Origin of the sequence: Cupriavidus necator, from assembly GCF_016127575.1 — a bacterium.
Classification (GTDB): Bacteria; Pseudomonadota; Gammaproteobacteria; order Burkholderiales; family Burkholderiaceae; genus Cupriavidus; species Cupriavidus necator_D.
Map to the genome: position 1 here is coordinate 1728042 of NZ_CP066019.1, position 16023 is coordinate 1744064.

The following is a 16023-nucleotide window of genomic DNA, read 5'->3' on the forward strand; positions in this document are numbered from 1 at the left end:
TGACGCCCCGTTTTTTCCACCTTCAATGAAAACGTTTTCATCCGGAGCTCTAAGCGTGAATCGCAAAGATCCAGCGGGGGGCAGGCCCGACACGACAGGTGGCGCCACCCTGATCGACGTGGCGCAAGCCGCGCGGGTGTCGCTCGCCACCGCATCGCGCGTGTTCAGCAGCCCGCACCTGGTGCGCGACAGCACGGCGCAGCGCGTGCGCGAGGCGGCGCGCCGGCTCAGCTTTCGCCCCAACCTGCTCGGCAGCAAGCTGCGCGCCCAGCAGACCCGCATGATCGGTGTGATGGTGCCAACGCTGGAAAACGCGGTGTTCGCCGAATGCTGGCACGGCATCGAGGAAGCGGCGCTGGCGGGCGGCTATTCGCTGATGCTGGTCACCAGCGGCTACGATCCGGCTCGCGAATGCGAGCGTGTGGAGTACCTGCTGCGCCATCGCGTGGACGGCATGGTGCTGACCGTGGCCGACGCGGCGCACAGCACGGTGCTGGATCAACTCGACGGCGAGGGCGTGCCATACGTGCTGGCGTACAACCAGGCCGGACCGCGCAGCCGGCGTCATTCGGTATCGGTGGACAACCGGCGCAGCGCCTGCGCCGGCGTGGAGGCCCTGATTGCCGCCGGGCACCGCCGCATCGTCGTGGTATCGGGCGCCTTCGTCGCCTCGGACCGCGCGCGCCAGCGCTTTGCCGGCTATCAGGACGCCATGCGCGCGCACGGGCTAAGGCCCGCCGCGCCAGTCTGCCTGCCATCGCACACCGCCAGCAATGCCGAACAGATCCGCGCGCTGGTCCGGGCAAACGATGCGCCCACCGCCTTTTTCTGCACCAATGACCTGCTGGCCATCGGCGTGATCTCCGACCTCAGGCGCCTCGGCCTGAGCGTGCCGCGCGACATCTCCGTGCTGGGCTATGACGGTATCGCGCTGGGCAGCGTGGTCGAACCGCCGCTGGCCACCGTCGTGCAACCCAATTCGGAGATCGGCGCCAGCGCCGTCGGCCGGCTGCTTGCCTGGCTGCACGATGGCGGACGAGCCTCGGCGGCGCCGCCGCGCGTCACGCTGCTGCCGCACGCACTGCGCGTCAACGGCACCGTGGCCGCTCCGCCATCAATGTAACCGCGCGTAACCGCGTGCGCATGTTGCATCCCCCACCCCTGTCCTCAACCAAGGAGCCTCTCATGCAACCTATTCCTTCCTGGCGCCGCCCGCTGCGCTGGATTGCCCTGGCGCTAAGCGCCGCCGCGTTCAGCCAGGGCGTGGCCGCCCAGACCGCGATCTGCTACAACTGCCCGCCCGAATGGGCCGACTGGGCGGCACAGATCCGCGCCATCAAGGAAAAGACCGGCGTTGCCGTGCCGCTGGACAACAAGAACTCCGGCCAGTCGCTGGCGCAGCTGGTCGCCGAGAAGGCCAGCCCGGTGGCCGATGTGGTCTACTACGGCGTGACCTTCGGCATCCAGGCCAAGAAGGACGGCGTCACCGCCGCCTACAAGCCCGCCCACTGGAACGACATTCCCGACGGCCTGAAGGACCCGCAGGGCAACTGGTTCGCCATCCATTCCGGCACGCTGGGCTTCATGGTCAATGTCGACGCGCTGCGCGGCAAGCCGGTGCCGCAGTCATGGGCCGACCTGCTCAAGCCCGAGTACAAGGGCCTGGTCGGCTATCTCGACCCCGCCAGCGCCTTCGTCGGCTACGTGGGCGCAGTGGCCGTCAACCAGGCCATGGGCGGCACGCTCGACAACTTCGGCCCGGCCTTCAAGTATTTCAAGGACCTGCAGAAGAACCAGCCGATCGTGCCCAAGCAGACCGCATATGCGCGCGTGCTGTCCGGTGAAATCCCTATCCTGCTCGATTACGACTTCAACGCCTATCGCGCCCGCTACAAGGACCACGCCAACGTTGCCTTCGTGATCCCCAAAGAGGGCTCGGTGGTGGTTCCCTACGTGATGAGCCTGGTCAACAAGGCGCCGCATGAGGCCGAAGGCCGCAAGGTGCTCGACTACGTGCTGTCCGACGCCGGCCAGGCGCTGTGGGCCAACGCCTACCTGCGCCCGGTGCGCGCCGGCGTGGTGCCTAAGGAAGTACAGGCGCGTTTCCTGCCGGCCACCGAATACGCACGGGCCAAGGCGGTGGACTTCGGCAAGATGGCCGACGTGCAAAAGGCGTTCAGCGAGCAGTATCTGAAGGAGGTGCGCTGACAAGCGCGCTGACGACTGGCGATGGTGTCTCCCGCCTGATGGCTGTCTTCCCGCAAGCGGGGAGACAGCCGGGCGGCTCACCCAAGCCATCGCCCACCGCCCATCACCCCGTCACTGCCATGACAAACCGATCCCCCTCCCTCTTCCTGTTTGCCTTGCCGGCACTGGTGGTCTTCCTGGCCTTCTTCTGCCTGCCGATGGCGCGGCTCGTGGCGGTCAGCATCAACGGCGAGCAAGGCGCGGGCGTGTACTGGACCGTGGTCTCCAGTCCGCGCTACCTGCACAGCCTGATGGTCACCGTGCTGCTGTCGGCAGCCGTGACACTGGTCACGCTGGTGATTGCCGGCATTGCCGGCACCTTCCTGCAGCGCAACGCGGTGCCTGGCAAGTCCGTGCTGGTGGCCATGCTGACCTTTCCGCTGGCGTTTCCCGGCGTGGTGATCGGCTTCATGGTCATCATGCTCGGCGGCCGCAACGGCCTGCTGGCCATGGTCGGCGACAAGCTCGCCGGCGAGCGCTGGACCTTTGCCTACGGCCTGGCCGGGCTGTTCGTCGGCTACCTGTACTTTTCGATCCCGCGCGTGATCCTGACCGTGATGGCGGCAGTGGAGAAGCTCGACGCCTCGCTGGAAGAAGCTGCCCGCTCGCTGGGCGCCGGGCCCTGGCGCGTGGTGCGCGACGTGATGCTGCCCGCGATGATGCCGGCCATGATCTCCAGCGGCGCGATCTGCTTTGCCACCAGCATGGGCGCGTTCGGTACCGCCTTCACGCTGGCCACGCAACTCGACGTGCTGCCGCTCACCATCTACAACGAGTTCACCAACTACGCCAACTTCGGCATGGCCGCTGCGCTGTCCATCCTGTTGGGCACCGTCACCTGGGCCTTGCTGGCGCTCGCGCGCTGGTTTTCCGGCGACGCCGTGGCCGCGACCGCCTAGGAGCCATCCCATGACCCCAACCCATCGCCGCCCCGGCTACTGGCTGCAACTGGCGCTCACACTGGCGGTCTGCGCCTTCATGACCGTGCCGGTCGTGCTCTCCGTGCTGGCTGGCCTGACCAACAATATCTTCATCGGCCTGGAAAGCGGCCTGACCACGCGCTGGCTCGCGGAAGTCTGGTCGCTCTATCGCAATACCATCTTCCTGTCGCTGCTGATCGCGCTGGCCTGCCTTGCCTGCACGCTGGTGCTGGGCGTGCCGGCCGCGTACTACATGGCGCTGCGGCGCAACCGCATCACCCGGCTGATCGAGGAACTGCTGATGCTGCCGGTGGCCGTTCCGGGCCTCGCGACCGCGCTTGGCCTGATCCTGCTCTACGGCACCTGGCAGGCGCTGCGCACGAGCTGGCTGTTTATCCTGATCGGCCATGTGCTGTTCACCCTGCCCTTTATGGTGCGTTCGGTGCTGGCCATCCTTTCCGCCATCGATATCCGCACGCTGGAGGACGCAGCGGCCAGCCTTGGCGCGAGCCGCCTGCAGCGCTTCCTTACCGTGGTGCTGCCCAATTGCCGCCAGGGCATCCTGGCCGGCGCGCTCATGGTGGTCACGCTGTCGGTGGGCGAATTCAACCTCACCTGGATGCTGCACACGCCCACCACCCAGACGTTGCCGGTGGGCCTGGCCGACAGCTATGCCTCGATGCGGCTGGAGATCGGCTCGGCCTACACCATCGTCTTCTTCGTCATGATCATTCCGCTGCTGGTGCTGATGCAAGCGCTCAGCGCGCTGGGCGCGCGTTCCCGCAAGTATGTTCCCGAAGCGGTGCCCGCCCCTGCTGTTGCCGCCACGCCGGCCAACCCTCATACCGAGACCCGTCATGCATGAACCCACCACCATCAGGCTGCGCGATTGCGGCAAGACGTTTGCCGACGGCACGCTGGCGCTGCAGCCGCTGGATCTCGACATCGGCGCCGCGGAAACCGTGGTACTGCTAGGCCCGTCCGGCTGCGGCAAGACCACCACGCTGCGCATCATCGCCGGGCTGGAGTATCCCGATGCAGGCGGCGAAGTCTGGTTCGGCGATACCTGCGTGACCGCGCTGCCGATCGAGCAGCGCGGCGTGGGCATGGTGTTCCAGAGCTACGCGCTGTTCCCCAATATGACCGTCTCCGAGAACATCGGCTACGGGCTGCGCGTGCGGCGCGTGGACGCCGCCATGCGCCGCACGCGGGTTGCCGACATGCTCGCGATGATGCATCTCGAACCCTTCGCCGACCGCCGCGTGGACCAGCTCTCGGGCGGCCAGCGCCAGCGCGTGGCGCTCGCACGCGCCATTGCCGTGCAGCCGCGCGTGCTACTGCTGGACGAGCCGCTGACCGCGCTCGACGCCAAGCTGCGCGACGCCCTGCGCGCCGACATCAACCAGTTGCTGCGCAACCTGGGCATCACCGCCGTCTATGTCACGCATGACCAGGCCGAGGCCATGGCGCTGGGCGACCGCATCATCGTTATGGACAAGGGCCGCATCGCCCAGACGGGCACGCCGCAGGATATCTACCGCGCGCCGGCCAATGCCTTCGTGGCGGATTTCATCGGCACCATGAACCGCCTGTCCGCCGCTGCCGAGAACGGCGCCTGGCGCGTGCCTGGCGGCGTCGTGCCCCGGACGCACGAATCCGCGCCGGCGCAGCGCGCCGACCTGATGTTCCGCCCCGAAGACGTGGCGCTGGTGCACACGGACGACGCCCATCTGCACGGTAGCGTGGTCACGGCCCTGTTCCTGGGCAACTGCACCCGCCTGCTGGTGGAAGTCGGCGCCTCCGCGCCGCTCATCGTCGACACCACGCGCCGCGACAACTGGCACGCCGGAGACCGCGTCGGCCTGCGCATCGACACCGGCCACCTCATCACACTTCCCGAAGCCCTGGCAGCATGAACACCGCCCCCTACCTGGTCGCCCACATCACCGACCTCCACATCAAGGCCGGCGGCAAGCTGTCGTACCGGCTGGTTGACACCGCCGGTGCACTGCACCGCTGCATCGACACCCTGCTGGCAGCCCCGCAACAGCCCGACGCAGTGATTGTCACCGGCGACCTGGTCGACTTCGGCGCCGAAAGCGAATACCAGTTCCTGCGCCAGATCCTGCAGCGGCTATCCATGCCCGTGCGGTTGCTGCCGGGGAATCACGACAGCCGCGGCGCGCTACGCCGCGTCTTTGCCGATCACGACTATCTGTTCGCCACCGGCAGCGGCGAAGACCCGGTGCACTACAGCATCGACTCGGGACCGCTGCGGCTGGTGGCCTTCGACTGCACCGTGCCGGGCCAGCCCGGCGGGCGCGTCGATCCCGGCGCGCTGCCATGGCTGGAAGCCGCACTGTCTGCCGACCCGGCCCGCCCCACCCTGCTGTTGCTGCACCATCCGCCGTTCTTTACCGGCATCGGCCACATGGACGAGCAGGGCCTGGCCAACGCCGACGCGCTCGAAGCCATCGTGCGCCGCCACCCGCAAGTGGAACGCGTGCTGTGCGGCCATCTGCATCGGCACATCACGCGCCGCTTCGGTGGCACGGTCGCGATCACCGCGCCCGGGCCGGCGCACCAGGTGGCGCTGGACCTGGACCCGCAGGCGCCCTCGTGCTTTCGCATGGAGCCGCCCGGCTACCTGCTGCACTGGTGGCATCCGGCACACGGACTTGTGACGCATGCGGCAGCGATCGGGGACTATGGGGCAGCGCATCCGTTCTTTGACGCGCAGGGCAAGCTGATCGACTAGCGGTGACGCTCTGGCAAGTTGTTCGTAAGCGCCAGGTGATGGCCTTGCAAGAGTACGAATGGCGAAGCCATGCCTCGCAACCGCTTGCGTCATGTCCCAGCTTGCAGGTGGGGTCATCCGCGATGATTCCACCGCGGAGACTCCTCACCGAGGTGGTCTGCTGCTTTGCAGATCCGCTATTGCCAAACGGAGAATCAACGACGCATGATCGCCACGATCGAATCGACGCGGGTTCTGTCACAGGCCATTGCGATTGCAATGCGATTTGACTACACCCCTGTCGATCGGGACTCGGTTGCCTGACCGCAGGGTTGCGTCATATCGGGGCATGCCCAAGTCATGGCGCATATTCCCGCGCCTGGACAACGGAGCAGGCCCAGACCAACCGCCCCGTTGCCCTGCCCTGCTCAGGACAAGCATTCCCCGCTGTCGCGCGCATCGCTGCGCGCGCCGTCGGTGAAGCCATCGCGCGAGCTGATGCGGGCGCCATCGGTGTAAGGGTCAGGCTTGCGCATGCCGTCCAGGTACGGATCAAAGCCACGGACCGCGCACACGGACCTGCCCTGATACGCGACCACGGGCAGCATGGTGGCCTCGGTGGGCGGACTGTGCGCGCCATCGGTAAAGGCGTCGCGCTGGTCGCTGTGTCCCGGCGCGGCGACGATCAGCCCATCGGCATAGGCACCGGCGTGGGCGGTCTGGCTGAGCCCGGCGGCAAGTGCGGCAGCGGCAAGCAGGGTCTTGGCAAGAGTCTTATGCATTGCTATCTCCAACAGGGGTGTCGGCGGCGTTGCCGCGACGGCACTCCTCGTGCAGGCGACCAGCTACGGAACGGTACAGGCCGCACGGGATCGCCTCTGCCGTGCAAGCCGTTGCCTGGCGTGTACCGGCTGCCATCCGTGGCAGCGGTGTCGCGCCGGGCTTCTGGATAAGGGGTACCTGCGCCCCATGTCGAAAGCGTGGTGCGTCAGGCGGGCCTGATGTTCTGATTCACGCGGAACAGGTTGGCCGGGTCGTATTTGCGCTTGATCTCCGCCAGCCGCGCATAGTTGTCGCGATAGGACGCCTTCACGTTGTCATTGCCCTCGTCCATCATCATGTTGATGTAGCCGCCGCCAGCAGAGTGCGGATGCAGGGCCAGCCAGTAGTCCTTCGCCCACTGCACGATGCGATCGTTGTTGGCCGGGTCGGGATCCACGCCGACAATCACGCTGGCAAAGTTGGCATCGCGGTAGCTGAAGGCCGTGTCGTCGCAGCCGGCGCGATGCGCTGCACCATTGATCGGATACAGGTGCATGGTCGAGTGCATCGACGGCAATTGCTGCCCGTACTTGATGTGCAGATCGATGGCCTTGTCGCTCAGGTCGCTGACGAAGTCCGCTTTCCAGTACCACTGCAAGCCCGCCGGATACAGTCCGTCGAACAGGCTCTGCAGGACAGGCCAGGGGACTGGTCCGGCAAAGTCCACCGCTGGCGGCATGGCCTCGCGAATCGGACGGAAGTGCGTTTCGGCCTGATCGATCGGGCCGGTGTAGCACCACACCACTGCGCACATCTTCTGCAGGTGAACTTCCTCCGGGAAGGGCGCTGCGGGAGGCACCGTGACGAAACCGAACCAGCCATTGATGTGCTGCGGCGCGCTCAGGATGAAGTCGCGCCACCATTTCATCAGCTCGCGGGCCTGCTCCATCGGCCACAGCATCGGGCCGCCATAGACCGTGGCTACGGGATGAGCCTTGAACTCGAACGACGTCACCACGCCGAAGTTGCCACCGCCGCCGCGCAACGCCCAGAACAGGTCCGCGTTTTCGTCCTCGCTTGCTGTGACGATGCGCCCGTCGGCCAGAACGACCTCGGCGCTGAGCAGATTGTCGATCGTCAGGCCGTAGGCGCGGCTGAGGTAGCCGATGCCGCCGCCGAGCGTCAGTCCGCCCACGCCGGTGGTCGAGATGAAGCCACTCGGCGTCGCCAGCCCGTAGGCACTGGCGGCGTGATCCACATCGCCCCAGGTGCAGCCACCGCCAACCCGCAGTGTCTTGCTTCCGGCATTGACAAACACGCCCTTCATGGGCGACAGGTCGATCACCAGTCCACCATCGCATGTGCCGAGCCCGGCGCCATTGTGCGCGCCGCCACGCACGGCCAGCAGCATCCCGCCGTCGCGCGCGGCGTTCACCGCCGCGATGACGTCCGCAACATCGACGCAGCGCGCGATGATCGCAGGTCGCTTGTCGATCATTCCGTTGTAGACGGCACGCGCCTGGTCGTAAGCCGCGTCGCCCGGCTGAATCAGTTGTCCCCGAAAATGCGCCTTGAGTGCGGTTGCGACGGGTTCGCTCAATGAAGCTTCCATGGTTGCCTCCTGTCCGGTTGGTATGCAGGAGTTTTAGCAACCTCGGCGTTTTGAAAGCGTTAGGTGAACCGTTACAAGGGGATTCTGCCTCCCGACCGGGGCGCGGTGGTCGAGCCGAAGCTAACGCGCGAGTAACGCCCGCGCCTTGACGATGTCGGGCTGATCGAAGCCCTCGGTGAATCGCGCAAGCGGCGCCTCGACCACCTCATGCGCATTGACGCGCCCCTGCGAGGTTCGCAGCGTTGTCAATGACAGGGTGGCACGTAGTTCAAGCGGTAGCGCGTGCTGGGCTGTGGCGATCTCGATCGCCTTGATCAGCGATGACTCGGCTTCGGCGAGGCTGGCGCTGCTGCATAGCAGCAATTCACCGCGCAGACGGTACAGCTCGGCGTCCACCCAGTGCTCGCCAGTGCGCCCGGCGCATTCGAGCGCCTGGTCCAAAGCCGCCAACGCAGCCTCGGTCTCTCCTACGTCGCCCAGGCATTCAGCCAGCATGGCCAGATACAGCGGCAGACGCAGGCGTGCGCCCGTTACGTGAAAGCCCTCGATCGCCGCCTGCATCGCCACCACGGCGTCGGCGCCGGGCGCCTGTTTCGCGTTCGCCCAGGCGAGCAGTATGCCTGCCCAGGCAAGGTAGTAGCCTACGTGGTACTGTTCGGCGATCTCGTGTGCCAGGCGGGCATAGTGCAGCGTGAGACCGTGCTCATGTCGCAGCGCATGCTGCGTCGCGAGATATGACAGCGCGAGCGCCTGGGAGAACGGGTGTGCTACCCGGTTTGCCACCTCCAGCGCTTCGCGTCCACGCTGAAGGGCCTGATCGGCAAGCCCCCTGAACCACAATGCGTGCGCCGACCACGCGGCGGCCAGCACGCCGAAGTTACCGCCCATCAGGGACGCATGCTCGGCGTGCTGGGCCTCGTCATAAGCGCGGTGCGCGCGTTGATACGCGGGCTCGGCAGCCATCCAGTCGCCTTGCTGGACCAGACTACCCATGACGCTGGTCCATGCCATCACCGAGTAAGTACCGGAGCCCAGCGGCCCCAATCCCGCAATCAGTTCCTCGCTCAGGCTACGTGCCTGTGCAAGTTCCGCCCTCACTACCAGGAAAAATGAAAGGCTGACCTGGGCGCGTGCTTGCTGACTGGCGTCACCCGCCAGCCGGCTCAGTTCCACCGCGCGTCGCAGCGGCGCCTCCAGTTCGGGTGCCGCCCAGCCTCGGGCGATGCGAATCGGTGGCGCAAGGTCGAGTTGCAGGGCCAGCGATTGACTGGCGCGCTCCTGCGGATCGGCAATCCGGTCCGCTTGCACCAGCCCGCGCGTCAGCAATGCAATGGCATCGTCATAGGCATACACACTCTGCGCGACAACGGCCGCGCGCCGATAGAACGCCGCCGCCTGGGCTGGCAGGCCCGCCCGCTCATAGTGCGAGGCGATCTGCGCGCTTGCCGCGTCGGGCGCATCGCCTGACGCCTGCTCGAGCGCTCGCGCCACGCGCAAATGCAGGCGGCGGCGCTGTAGCGGACTCACGTCGGCGTATGCCACGTCGCGGATCTTGTCATGGCTGAAGTCAAAGGCCAGGCCGCGAGCGTCGGTCTGGCGCACGATGCGCCGCTGCCACAGCTCGTCCAGTGCGCCTGCCAGGGCATCCTCGCCGAGGTCGCTTGCCTGGGCGAGGATGTCGGTCGTGAACGCCCGTCCAATGATTGCAGCAACCCCGACGATTTCGCGGGCGCCCGGAGGAAGCTGTGCCAGCCGGTTCGAGATGATGGAGTAAACCTTGGGCGGCAACTTCGACGCCATGCCGCCCTGTGCGTCCCCGACCGGCATGGTGTCGGAGCGGGCCCGCATCATTTCGACGGCAAACAGCGGGTTACCCTCGCTCTCTTCGAACAGCCGGGTTGCCTCCGTGTCGGCCAGCGGCCGGTCCAGGATCTGGGCCGCTATCTTTGCCGTTTCCGCGGCGTCGAGTGTCCCCAATGAGATCTCGATGAACTGGTCGTCGCGGCGTAGTGCGTCCAGCAGCCGGTTCGCCGCGTGCAGCGGCATGATTTCCTCGGGGCGCGCCGTTGCGACCACCATCAGCCTTGCCGCCACGTCGAAACGCATCAGGAAGCGCAGCCATTCGAGCGTCTCGCCGTCGCACCATTGCAGGTCGTCGAGCAGCAACAGAAGCGGCCCGCCTTGTGCAAGCACCGCTCGCGCAAGCGCCTCGAAGAACCGTTGGCGTTGCCAGTATTCGGTAAGAGGCGACGGCGGCGACAGTCCGGATTGCTGCGTGAGGAGTTCGGGCAACAGGCGCGTGACCTCGGTCAGCCACAGTCTGTCGAGCTTGCCGATCGCACCACTCAGGCCAGGGCTGCGCAGCCAGCCGGTCACCGGCGCAAACGCAAGCTGTCCCTCGGCCGCATAGGCGCGCGAATGCGCCACGGTGATGCCTTGCTCGGCCAGATGGACCAGCAGTTCCTCCGCCAGGCGCGATTTGCCGATGCCGGCTTCGCCCAGGATCAGGACAAACTGCTTGTCGCCCAGCTGGGTACGCTGCCAGACTTCAAGCAGCCGGCGCCATTCGCCATGCCGGCCAATCATTGGCAGCATCGCATCCCGCCGCGGGCGTTGGCGCTGCATTGACGCAGCCTGCGCAGCCAACCGCGCATAGGCCTCGCGCATGGGGTCGCCGGGCAGGACGCCCAATTCGCGAGCGAGCGTTTCCACACAGCTACGATAGGCGCGCATGGCCGATGCGTGATCGTGGTTCAGCGCGTGCAGGCGCATCAGCGCCAGGCAGGTGGGTTCGCGGCACGGGTCGAGCCGCTGCAACTGCTGTGTGTACTTCAACGCCTTTGCATAGTCGCGCCGGTCCTCACTCAGTTGACCGAGGCGCGCGAGCGCCGCGATGCACTGTTCGCGCAACTTTTCGCGCTCGGGGTGGATCCACTCGTCATAGCAGTTGGCCAGCAGGTCACCGCGATAGAGATCCGCGGCATGCGTCAGCAGTTCTTCTTCAGCGCCTGCGTCGCCGTGCCTCGAGGCCCTGGCCGCAGCCGCAAGCGCGGACTGGAACTGCGCTACATCGAGGTCAAGCGGCGAATCGGGCAGCCATCGCACCGTTTGCGCATCGGCATGGACAAACTGATCTGCCTCCGGCCAGGTCTTGCGCAGCTGAAACAGCAGTTGACGCAGGGCATTGCGCGCCTGCGCCTGCGAGGAATCAGGCCAGAACAGTACGGCGAGCTGCTGCCGCGTCTGCGGTGCGTCGCGATGCAGGACAAGGCAGGCGAGCAGCGCCTGCAAGCGGGGGGAGTTTGCGTTAAACAGGGGCGCGCCAGCGCCGTCGAGCTGGAACTCGCCAAACAAACGGACGGAGGAGCGGGCCTGCGAAGTCATGCTGGAGCGCAATGCGGCACAAAGCGATGGGGAGCTCCTGTAGGCAGCGTGCGGTGCGCGCTGCGCTAGCGCTCGTGCGGGAACTCTCCAACACCCAAGCCCGCGCGAGCGCCTTCCGTGACTATACTCGCGTTGGCGCGTCCCATCCGGCCAACGTCGACGAGCAGTCACTCCCTTTCCCGCCAGGTCCTAGCCGAAGACCTCGGATGCGTCCGTCATCAGTCTAAGCCCATGGGCTCGGATTCGCTCCTGGGCACGCCGAGCAAAGACTGATGCATCCAGGTTTGACCCGAGCTTCCGTACGCCGTGGGAGACTCGCCGAAAAATGAAATCAACTTCGTTTTCGGTGAAGTCGCCGTAGGCAAGGTATGCCCTCAGCATCTGGTTAAGGTAGGCATCACACTCACTTCGCTGCAATACTAGTGCGCTTGCCAGCAGAGACCGCGAGTGCCACCGCAGCCACCGGCGTCTCCAGTGCTTGTAGTCGTCCTTCACCAATTGACCCCTCCATTGCCCGGCGGCACCTTTCTTTACGCTGCCCGCAATCACCAACGAGTAGGGAGCACGCGGCGCGCTGTTTGAAAATCATCATAGCGTGACGGAAATAGCAGGGCAATCGGCTTTCCTCTGGAGAAGGTCCCACCAAAGAGGGGGTATGGCGAGAATCTTGCGATTGAGGGAAATCGTGTGGATCGCCGAGCGAAGCGGCGGGCGGGCACTCCGACCGGCCGCTCCCAATTACCCGGGCCGGGCCTCAAGTCAAAGATTGAGGCGCTGGAAATACCCGGTCAGTTCGAGGTAGCCCCGTCCGACCACCTTGCCTCCCCGCAACGCCGTCACCGCGCCCTCCCAATAGACCGCGCCGGTACTCGCGCGGCTATCGAGTTCCTGATCATCCATCAGCGGTAGCAGTTCGAGCGTGAGACCGCCTGCGTTCAACCGCATGGCAACCGGATAGCTCGTGCCGGTACGAGGCGAGCGCCAACGGCGTGCCGGCATGAAGTTGACCTCGTCGGGAGCCAGTACCTGGACGCGACCGTCGCTGCCGCGCAGCGTGCCGCCTCCCCAGAACTTGCGCCCCGGCTTGTCCCGGATCTGGAAGGCCATCAACGCGCTGCCGTCATCCAGGTTGAGGCCGAGCCAGTCCCAGCCGACGGCCTCGTCGGCCAGCAAGGTCGACGACCATTCGTGATCCAGCCAGGCGGTACCGTGCACGGTTTCCTGCAGGCTGCGCCGTTCCAGGGTGCCGCTCACCTTGAGCCCCGGCTGGCTGTAGTAATAGCTCGCCTGGGCCGCCAGCGGTCCCTTGCGGCTGTATCCCCGTTCGCCCTGTAGCAGCAACCGTTGGGTTGGTTCCATTGTCAGATCGAGCGTGAAATCCCGCGCGGGAAATCTGGCTCGGTAGTGCCCCGTCGCCTCTCGGCGCAGCGACCAGCTGTCGATGTACACATCGGTATCGGCAGTATCGGCAAGCGCAAGGCCGAAGCCGCTGCGCGCCGCGCGTTGGTCGTGCTGGAGCTTGCCGGCCACGGGATCGCTCAGTGCGACATTGGCGAACAGCAGTTGCTGCGGCGCGAAGCGGCTTGGGTTGGCCTGGTCGAACGGCGGGCGCGAGCGGAAGAACGTAACCTGGAAGCCGAGCGGCGCTCCTGCCCGCGTCTGCAGCCAGCCGGTGGCATACCACCATTCGGTGCGATAGTCGGGGTGCGCGCCGTGGTCGCGCGGGAAGGACAGGGTTCGTCCCGCGGCGACCGGCGGATAAGCGGGCGCTGCGCCCAGCGCCGCGGCCGCCACGCCGGAACCCGGCAACAACAGCAGGAATGAGCGCCTCTTCACCAATCCTCCTGAACCGCGCGCACTGCGCTACGCGACATCGCCTGCCGCCCGCTCGCCAGCGCAGCCAGCGAGGCCGCCGCCACCACCGCGCTCGCCAACTGGGCGAGGAATGCCCAGGGCAAATGCAAACTCATGGTCCAGTGGAACGACTGCGGGTTGACAACGTGAACCAGGATCAGGGCGATGATCCATCCCAGCGCAAGACCGGCTACCACGCCAAGCAGAGCGAGTAACGCGCCCTCCAGTGCCAGCATCGCGCCGATCTGCCAACGCATGAAGCCGAGATGCCGCAGCATGCCGAATTCGCGCGCACGCGCCAGGGCCTGCGCGCTGAAGCTGGCGCCGATGCCGAACAGGCCGATCACGACCGCTATGCCCTCCAGCAGGTAGGTCACGGCGAAGCTCCGGTCGAAGATTCTCAAGGTGACGGCGCGTATCTCGCCAGGCTCGGCGAAGGTAATGTGTTCACCGCCGGCGACGCGGTGGCGCAGCCTCTCCTTGACCTGCGCCGGGCCGGTGCCCTGCTCCAGCCACAGGGCAACGTCAGTGACACGCCGCTCGTCCGTGAGCCGTCGATAATCGTTCTGGCTGATCACGACCGTACCATGCTGGCGTGCGTAATCGCGCCACACGCCGCCCACCAGGAAGGCGACGGGCCGGCCCTGCAGCGGCAGCGTGATACGTTGCCCCGGGCGGAAGCCATAGAGGTCGACCATCGCCTCGCTGACCCATACCGCCGGCGGATCCCCCGGCTGCGCCGCGACGGGCGCTGCCGTCAGCGGCAACCGTGCGCCCGGATTGTGCGGATCGATCGGCCGGGCAATGACCGTGACGGGGGGGCGCTCGGGATCAAGCAGGATCTGGCTCGAACGTAGAAACTCGGCACGCGCAACGCCACGGACGCTGGCGATGGCCGCCTGGTCGTCAAGCGAGAAATACGCGCTGTCGCCGCTTGACGAAGCACGCAGATAAAGGTCGGCCGGCAGGACATTGTGCAACCAATCGTCCACCGAGATGCGAAAGCTTGACACCATGATCGCCATCGCCGCCATCAGGCTAAAGCTGGCGACTATGCCGGCCAGCGCGATGGCCGCGCGGCCCGGTGCGCCGGCGAGCTGGGTCAGGGCAAGCTGCGGCACAGCCCGTCGCCAAGAGGGCAGCAAGCCGAACACGAGATGCGCCAGCCGTGGCATCAGCAGGATGGCGCCCACCAACAACAGGGCGATCGCCGCATAACCGAAGACCGGCAGATCCGCCACCGGCCGCAGTGGCGTCAGCACAAGCCCGGCTGCCATCGCAGCAAGCCCGGTCCACGGCGAGCGTAGCCGCTTGAGCGGTGTCTCCTCATCGCCCGCCTTGAGCGCCTGCGCCGGCCGCGCGCGTGCGGCCTCCCATGCCGGTGCGAGACTGCCGAGCACCGCCGCCGACAGGCCGAGTGTGAAGAAGATCAGCGCTGCCAGCGCGTCGAACCGGACCTTGGGCTTTACACCTGCAAAGTAGCCGCCGCCCAAATCTCCGCCCGCGTACCCGAGCACCGTGGCGGCGAGGAAGAAGCCAAGCGCCAGGCCGAGCATCGCGCCGAGCGCGCCTTGCACCGCGCCTTCCGCCAGCAGCAGCCGCAGCAGACCAGCGCGCGTCACCCCAAGGGCGCGCAACAGTGCAAGCTGCGAGCGCCGCCGCAGCACCGAGACTGCCTGCATCGTGAACACCAGGAAGGCGCCTGTGAACAGCGCCACCAGAGCAAGCACGTTCAGGTTCACCCGATAGGCGCGCGACAGGTTGGAAGTCCGGCGCGCGTTGTCCTGCGGCGAACCCGCCACCACCCCTGGCGGCAGCAGCGCGGCCAGCGCTTGCGCAAAGTTGTCGGTGTCCACTCCCGGCCTGAGCTTGACGTCGATCCGCTGCAGCAGGCCAAGCCGGTCGAGGCGCCACTGCGCGGCACCGATATCCATCACGCCCAGGCGCATGCCCTCGCCCGCCGCCGGCAGCGTGCCGGCAATACGCAGCGTAAGCGCGGTCAGCCCGACTTGTACGGTGAGCGGGTCCCCGGGCTTGAGATCGAGCCAGCTCAGCGCCGCCGGCGACAGGAACACGGCGTCGGGATCGAGAACGTCGAGCTTGCCCGCGCGCTCCTCGGCGGGCCGCCCGATCAGATTGGGTGTTACAGGCGCCGCCCGGAACACATCGATGCCAAACAGCGTCAGCGCACCGGTGCGCCCCGGCACCAGCGCATTGACTTCCACCACGGGGCTGGCCGACGCCACCTCCGGCAGGCCCGCGATGCGCGGATAGAGCGATTCGTCGAAGCCCATGCGCGGCCCGCGGATCTCCAGATCGGCATTCCCCATCAAGGAGCGCACCGCCTGGGAAAACTCTGCCAACGCAGCGTGGTTGACCAGATGCACGCCATAGCCCATTGCCACACCGATGGCCACGGCAAGGATGCCGATGATGGCGCGTCCGGGATGGGCGCGCAATTCGCCCAGGAGTAGTGCAAGGCCGAGTGAGCGCGGCGTTCGCATGGC

11 protein-coding genes are annotated in these 16023 nt (G+C 66.6%); 6 read left to right on the forward strand and 5 right to left on the reverse strand.

Features of this window, described 5'->3' with window-relative positions:
- The first annotated feature begins 25 nt into the window (after nt 1-25).
- The 6 genes from I6H87_RS26850 (at nt 26) to I6H87_RS26875 (ending at nt 5925) form a co-directional block, all read left to right on the forward strand.
- A complete protein-coding gene (locus I6H87_RS26850; protein WP_011617329.1) occupies nt 26-1123 on the forward strand; it encodes a substrate-binding domain-containing protein in 1098 nt (365 codons plus the stop codon).
- Nucleotides 1124-1185: 62 nt separating this feature from the next.
- The gene (locus tag I6H87_RS26855) at nt 1186-2208 is read left to right on the forward strand and encodes an ABC transporter substrate-binding protein (RefSeq protein ID WP_010814584.1); all 1023 of its coding nucleotides are present in this window, start codon (nt 1186-1188) and stop codon (nt 2206-2208) included.
- 119 nt (nt 2209-2327) lie between these two features.
- The gene (locus I6H87_RS26860; protein ID WP_037024235.1) at nt 2328-3146 is read left to right on the forward strand and encodes an ABC transporter permease; all 819 of its coding nucleotides are present in this window, start codon (nt 2328-2330) and stop codon (nt 3144-3146) included.
- A 10-nt stretch (nt 3147-3156) separates the two neighbouring features.
- On the forward strand, nt 3157-4032 hold the full coding sequence (locus I6H87_RS26865) for an ABC transporter permease (RefSeq protein WP_011617331.1): 876 nt from the start codon (nt 3157-3159) through the stop codon (nt 4030-4032).
- On the forward strand, nt 4025-5083 hold the full coding sequence (locus tag I6H87_RS26870; protein ID WP_011617332.1) for an ABC transporter ATP-binding protein: 1059 nt from the start codon (nt 4025-4027) through the stop codon (nt 5081-5083). The genes I6H87_RS26865 and I6H87_RS26870 overlap by 8 nt, the downstream gene beginning before the upstream one ends.
- The gene (locus tag I6H87_RS26875; RefSeq protein ID WP_010814588.1) at nt 5080-5925 is read left to right on the forward strand and encodes a phosphodiesterase; all 846 of its coding nucleotides are present in this window, start codon (nt 5080-5082) and stop codon (nt 5923-5925) included. Before I6H87_RS26870 ends, I6H87_RS26875 begins: the two co-directional genes overlap by 4 nt.
- A 407-nt stretch (nt 5926-6332) precedes the next feature.
- Here the strand turns inward: I6H87_RS26875 and I6H87_RS26880 are convergent, their stop codons facing one another.
- From I6H87_RS26880 to I6H87_RS26900, 5 genes are all read right to left on the reverse strand, one after another.
- Nucleotides 6333-6686, reverse strand: coding sequence for a hypothetical protein (locus tag I6H87_RS26880; protein ID WP_011617333.1), 354 nt, complete (start codon nt 6684-6686; stop codon nt 6333-6335).
- A 206-nt stretch (nt 6687-6892) separates the two neighbouring features.
- Nucleotides 6893-8278: an FAD-binding oxidoreductase gene (locus I6H87_RS26885; protein WP_010814590.1), complete on the reverse strand. Its 1386-nt coding sequence runs from the start codon at nt 8276-8278 to the stop codon at nt 6893-6895.
- Nucleotides 8279-8398: 120 nt separating this feature from the next.
- Nucleotides 8399-11662 (reverse strand): AfsR/SARP family transcriptional regulator, encoded by a 3264-nt coding sequence (locus tag I6H87_RS26890; RefSeq protein ID WP_011617334.1) that lies wholly within the window; start codon nt 11660-11662, stop codon nt 8399-8401.
- Nucleotides 11663-12421: 759 nt separating this feature from the next.
- Nucleotides 12422-13498 (reverse strand): lipocalin-like domain-containing protein, encoded by a 1077-nt coding sequence (locus tag I6H87_RS26895; protein ID WP_011617335.1) that lies wholly within the window; start codon nt 13496-13498, stop codon nt 12422-12424.
- Entirely contained in the window at nt 13495-16020 is a 2526-nt protein-coding gene (locus I6H87_RS26900) for an FtsX-like permease family protein (RefSeq protein WP_011617336.1), read from the reverse strand. The genes I6H87_RS26895 and I6H87_RS26900 overlap by 4 nt, the downstream gene beginning before the upstream one ends.
- Nucleotides 16021-16023 lie beyond the last annotated feature (3 nt).

Excerpts from the sequence above, each read along its gene's own strand:
- I6H87_RS26885 (WP_010814590.1), bottom strand. The coding sequence starts at position 8,278 with ATGGAAGCTTCATTGAGCGAACCCGTCGCAACCGCACTCAAGGCGCAT.
- I6H87_RS26865 (WP_011617331.1), top strand. The coding sequence starts at position 3,157 with ATGACCCCAACCCATCGCCGCCCCGGCTACTGGCTGCAACTGGCGCTC.
- I6H87_RS26875 (WP_010814588.1), top strand. The coding sequence starts at position 5,080 with ATGAACACCGCCCCCTACCTGGTCGCCCACATCACCGACCTCCACATC.
- I6H87_RS26855 (WP_010814584.1), top strand. The coding sequence starts at position 1,186 with ATGCAACCTATTCCTTCCTGGCGCCGCCCGCTGCGCTGGATTGCCCTG.
- I6H87_RS26860 (WP_037024235.1), top strand. The coding sequence starts at position 2,328 with ATGACAAACCGATCCCCCTCCCTCTTCCTGTTTGCCTTGCCGGCACTG.
- I6H87_RS26880 (WP_011617333.1), bottom strand. The coding sequence starts at position 6,686 with ATGCATAAGACTCTTGCCAAGACCCTGCTTGCCGCTGCCGCACTTGCC.
- I6H87_RS26900 (WP_011617336.1), bottom strand. The coding sequence starts at position 16,020 with ATGCGAACGCCGCGCTCACTCGGCCTTGCACTACTCCTGGGCGAATTG.
- I6H87_RS26870 (WP_011617332.1), top strand. The coding sequence starts at position 4,025 with ATGCATGAACCCACCACCATCAGGCTGCGCGATTGCGGCAAGACGTTT.
- I6H87_RS26850 (WP_011617329.1), top strand. The coding sequence starts at position 26 with ATGAAAACGTTTTCATCCGGAGCTCTAAGCGTGAATCGCAAAGATCCA.
- I6H87_RS26890 (WP_011617334.1), bottom strand. The coding sequence starts at position 11,662 with ATGACTTCGCAGGCCCGCTCCTCCGTCCGTTTGTTTGGCGAGTTCCAG.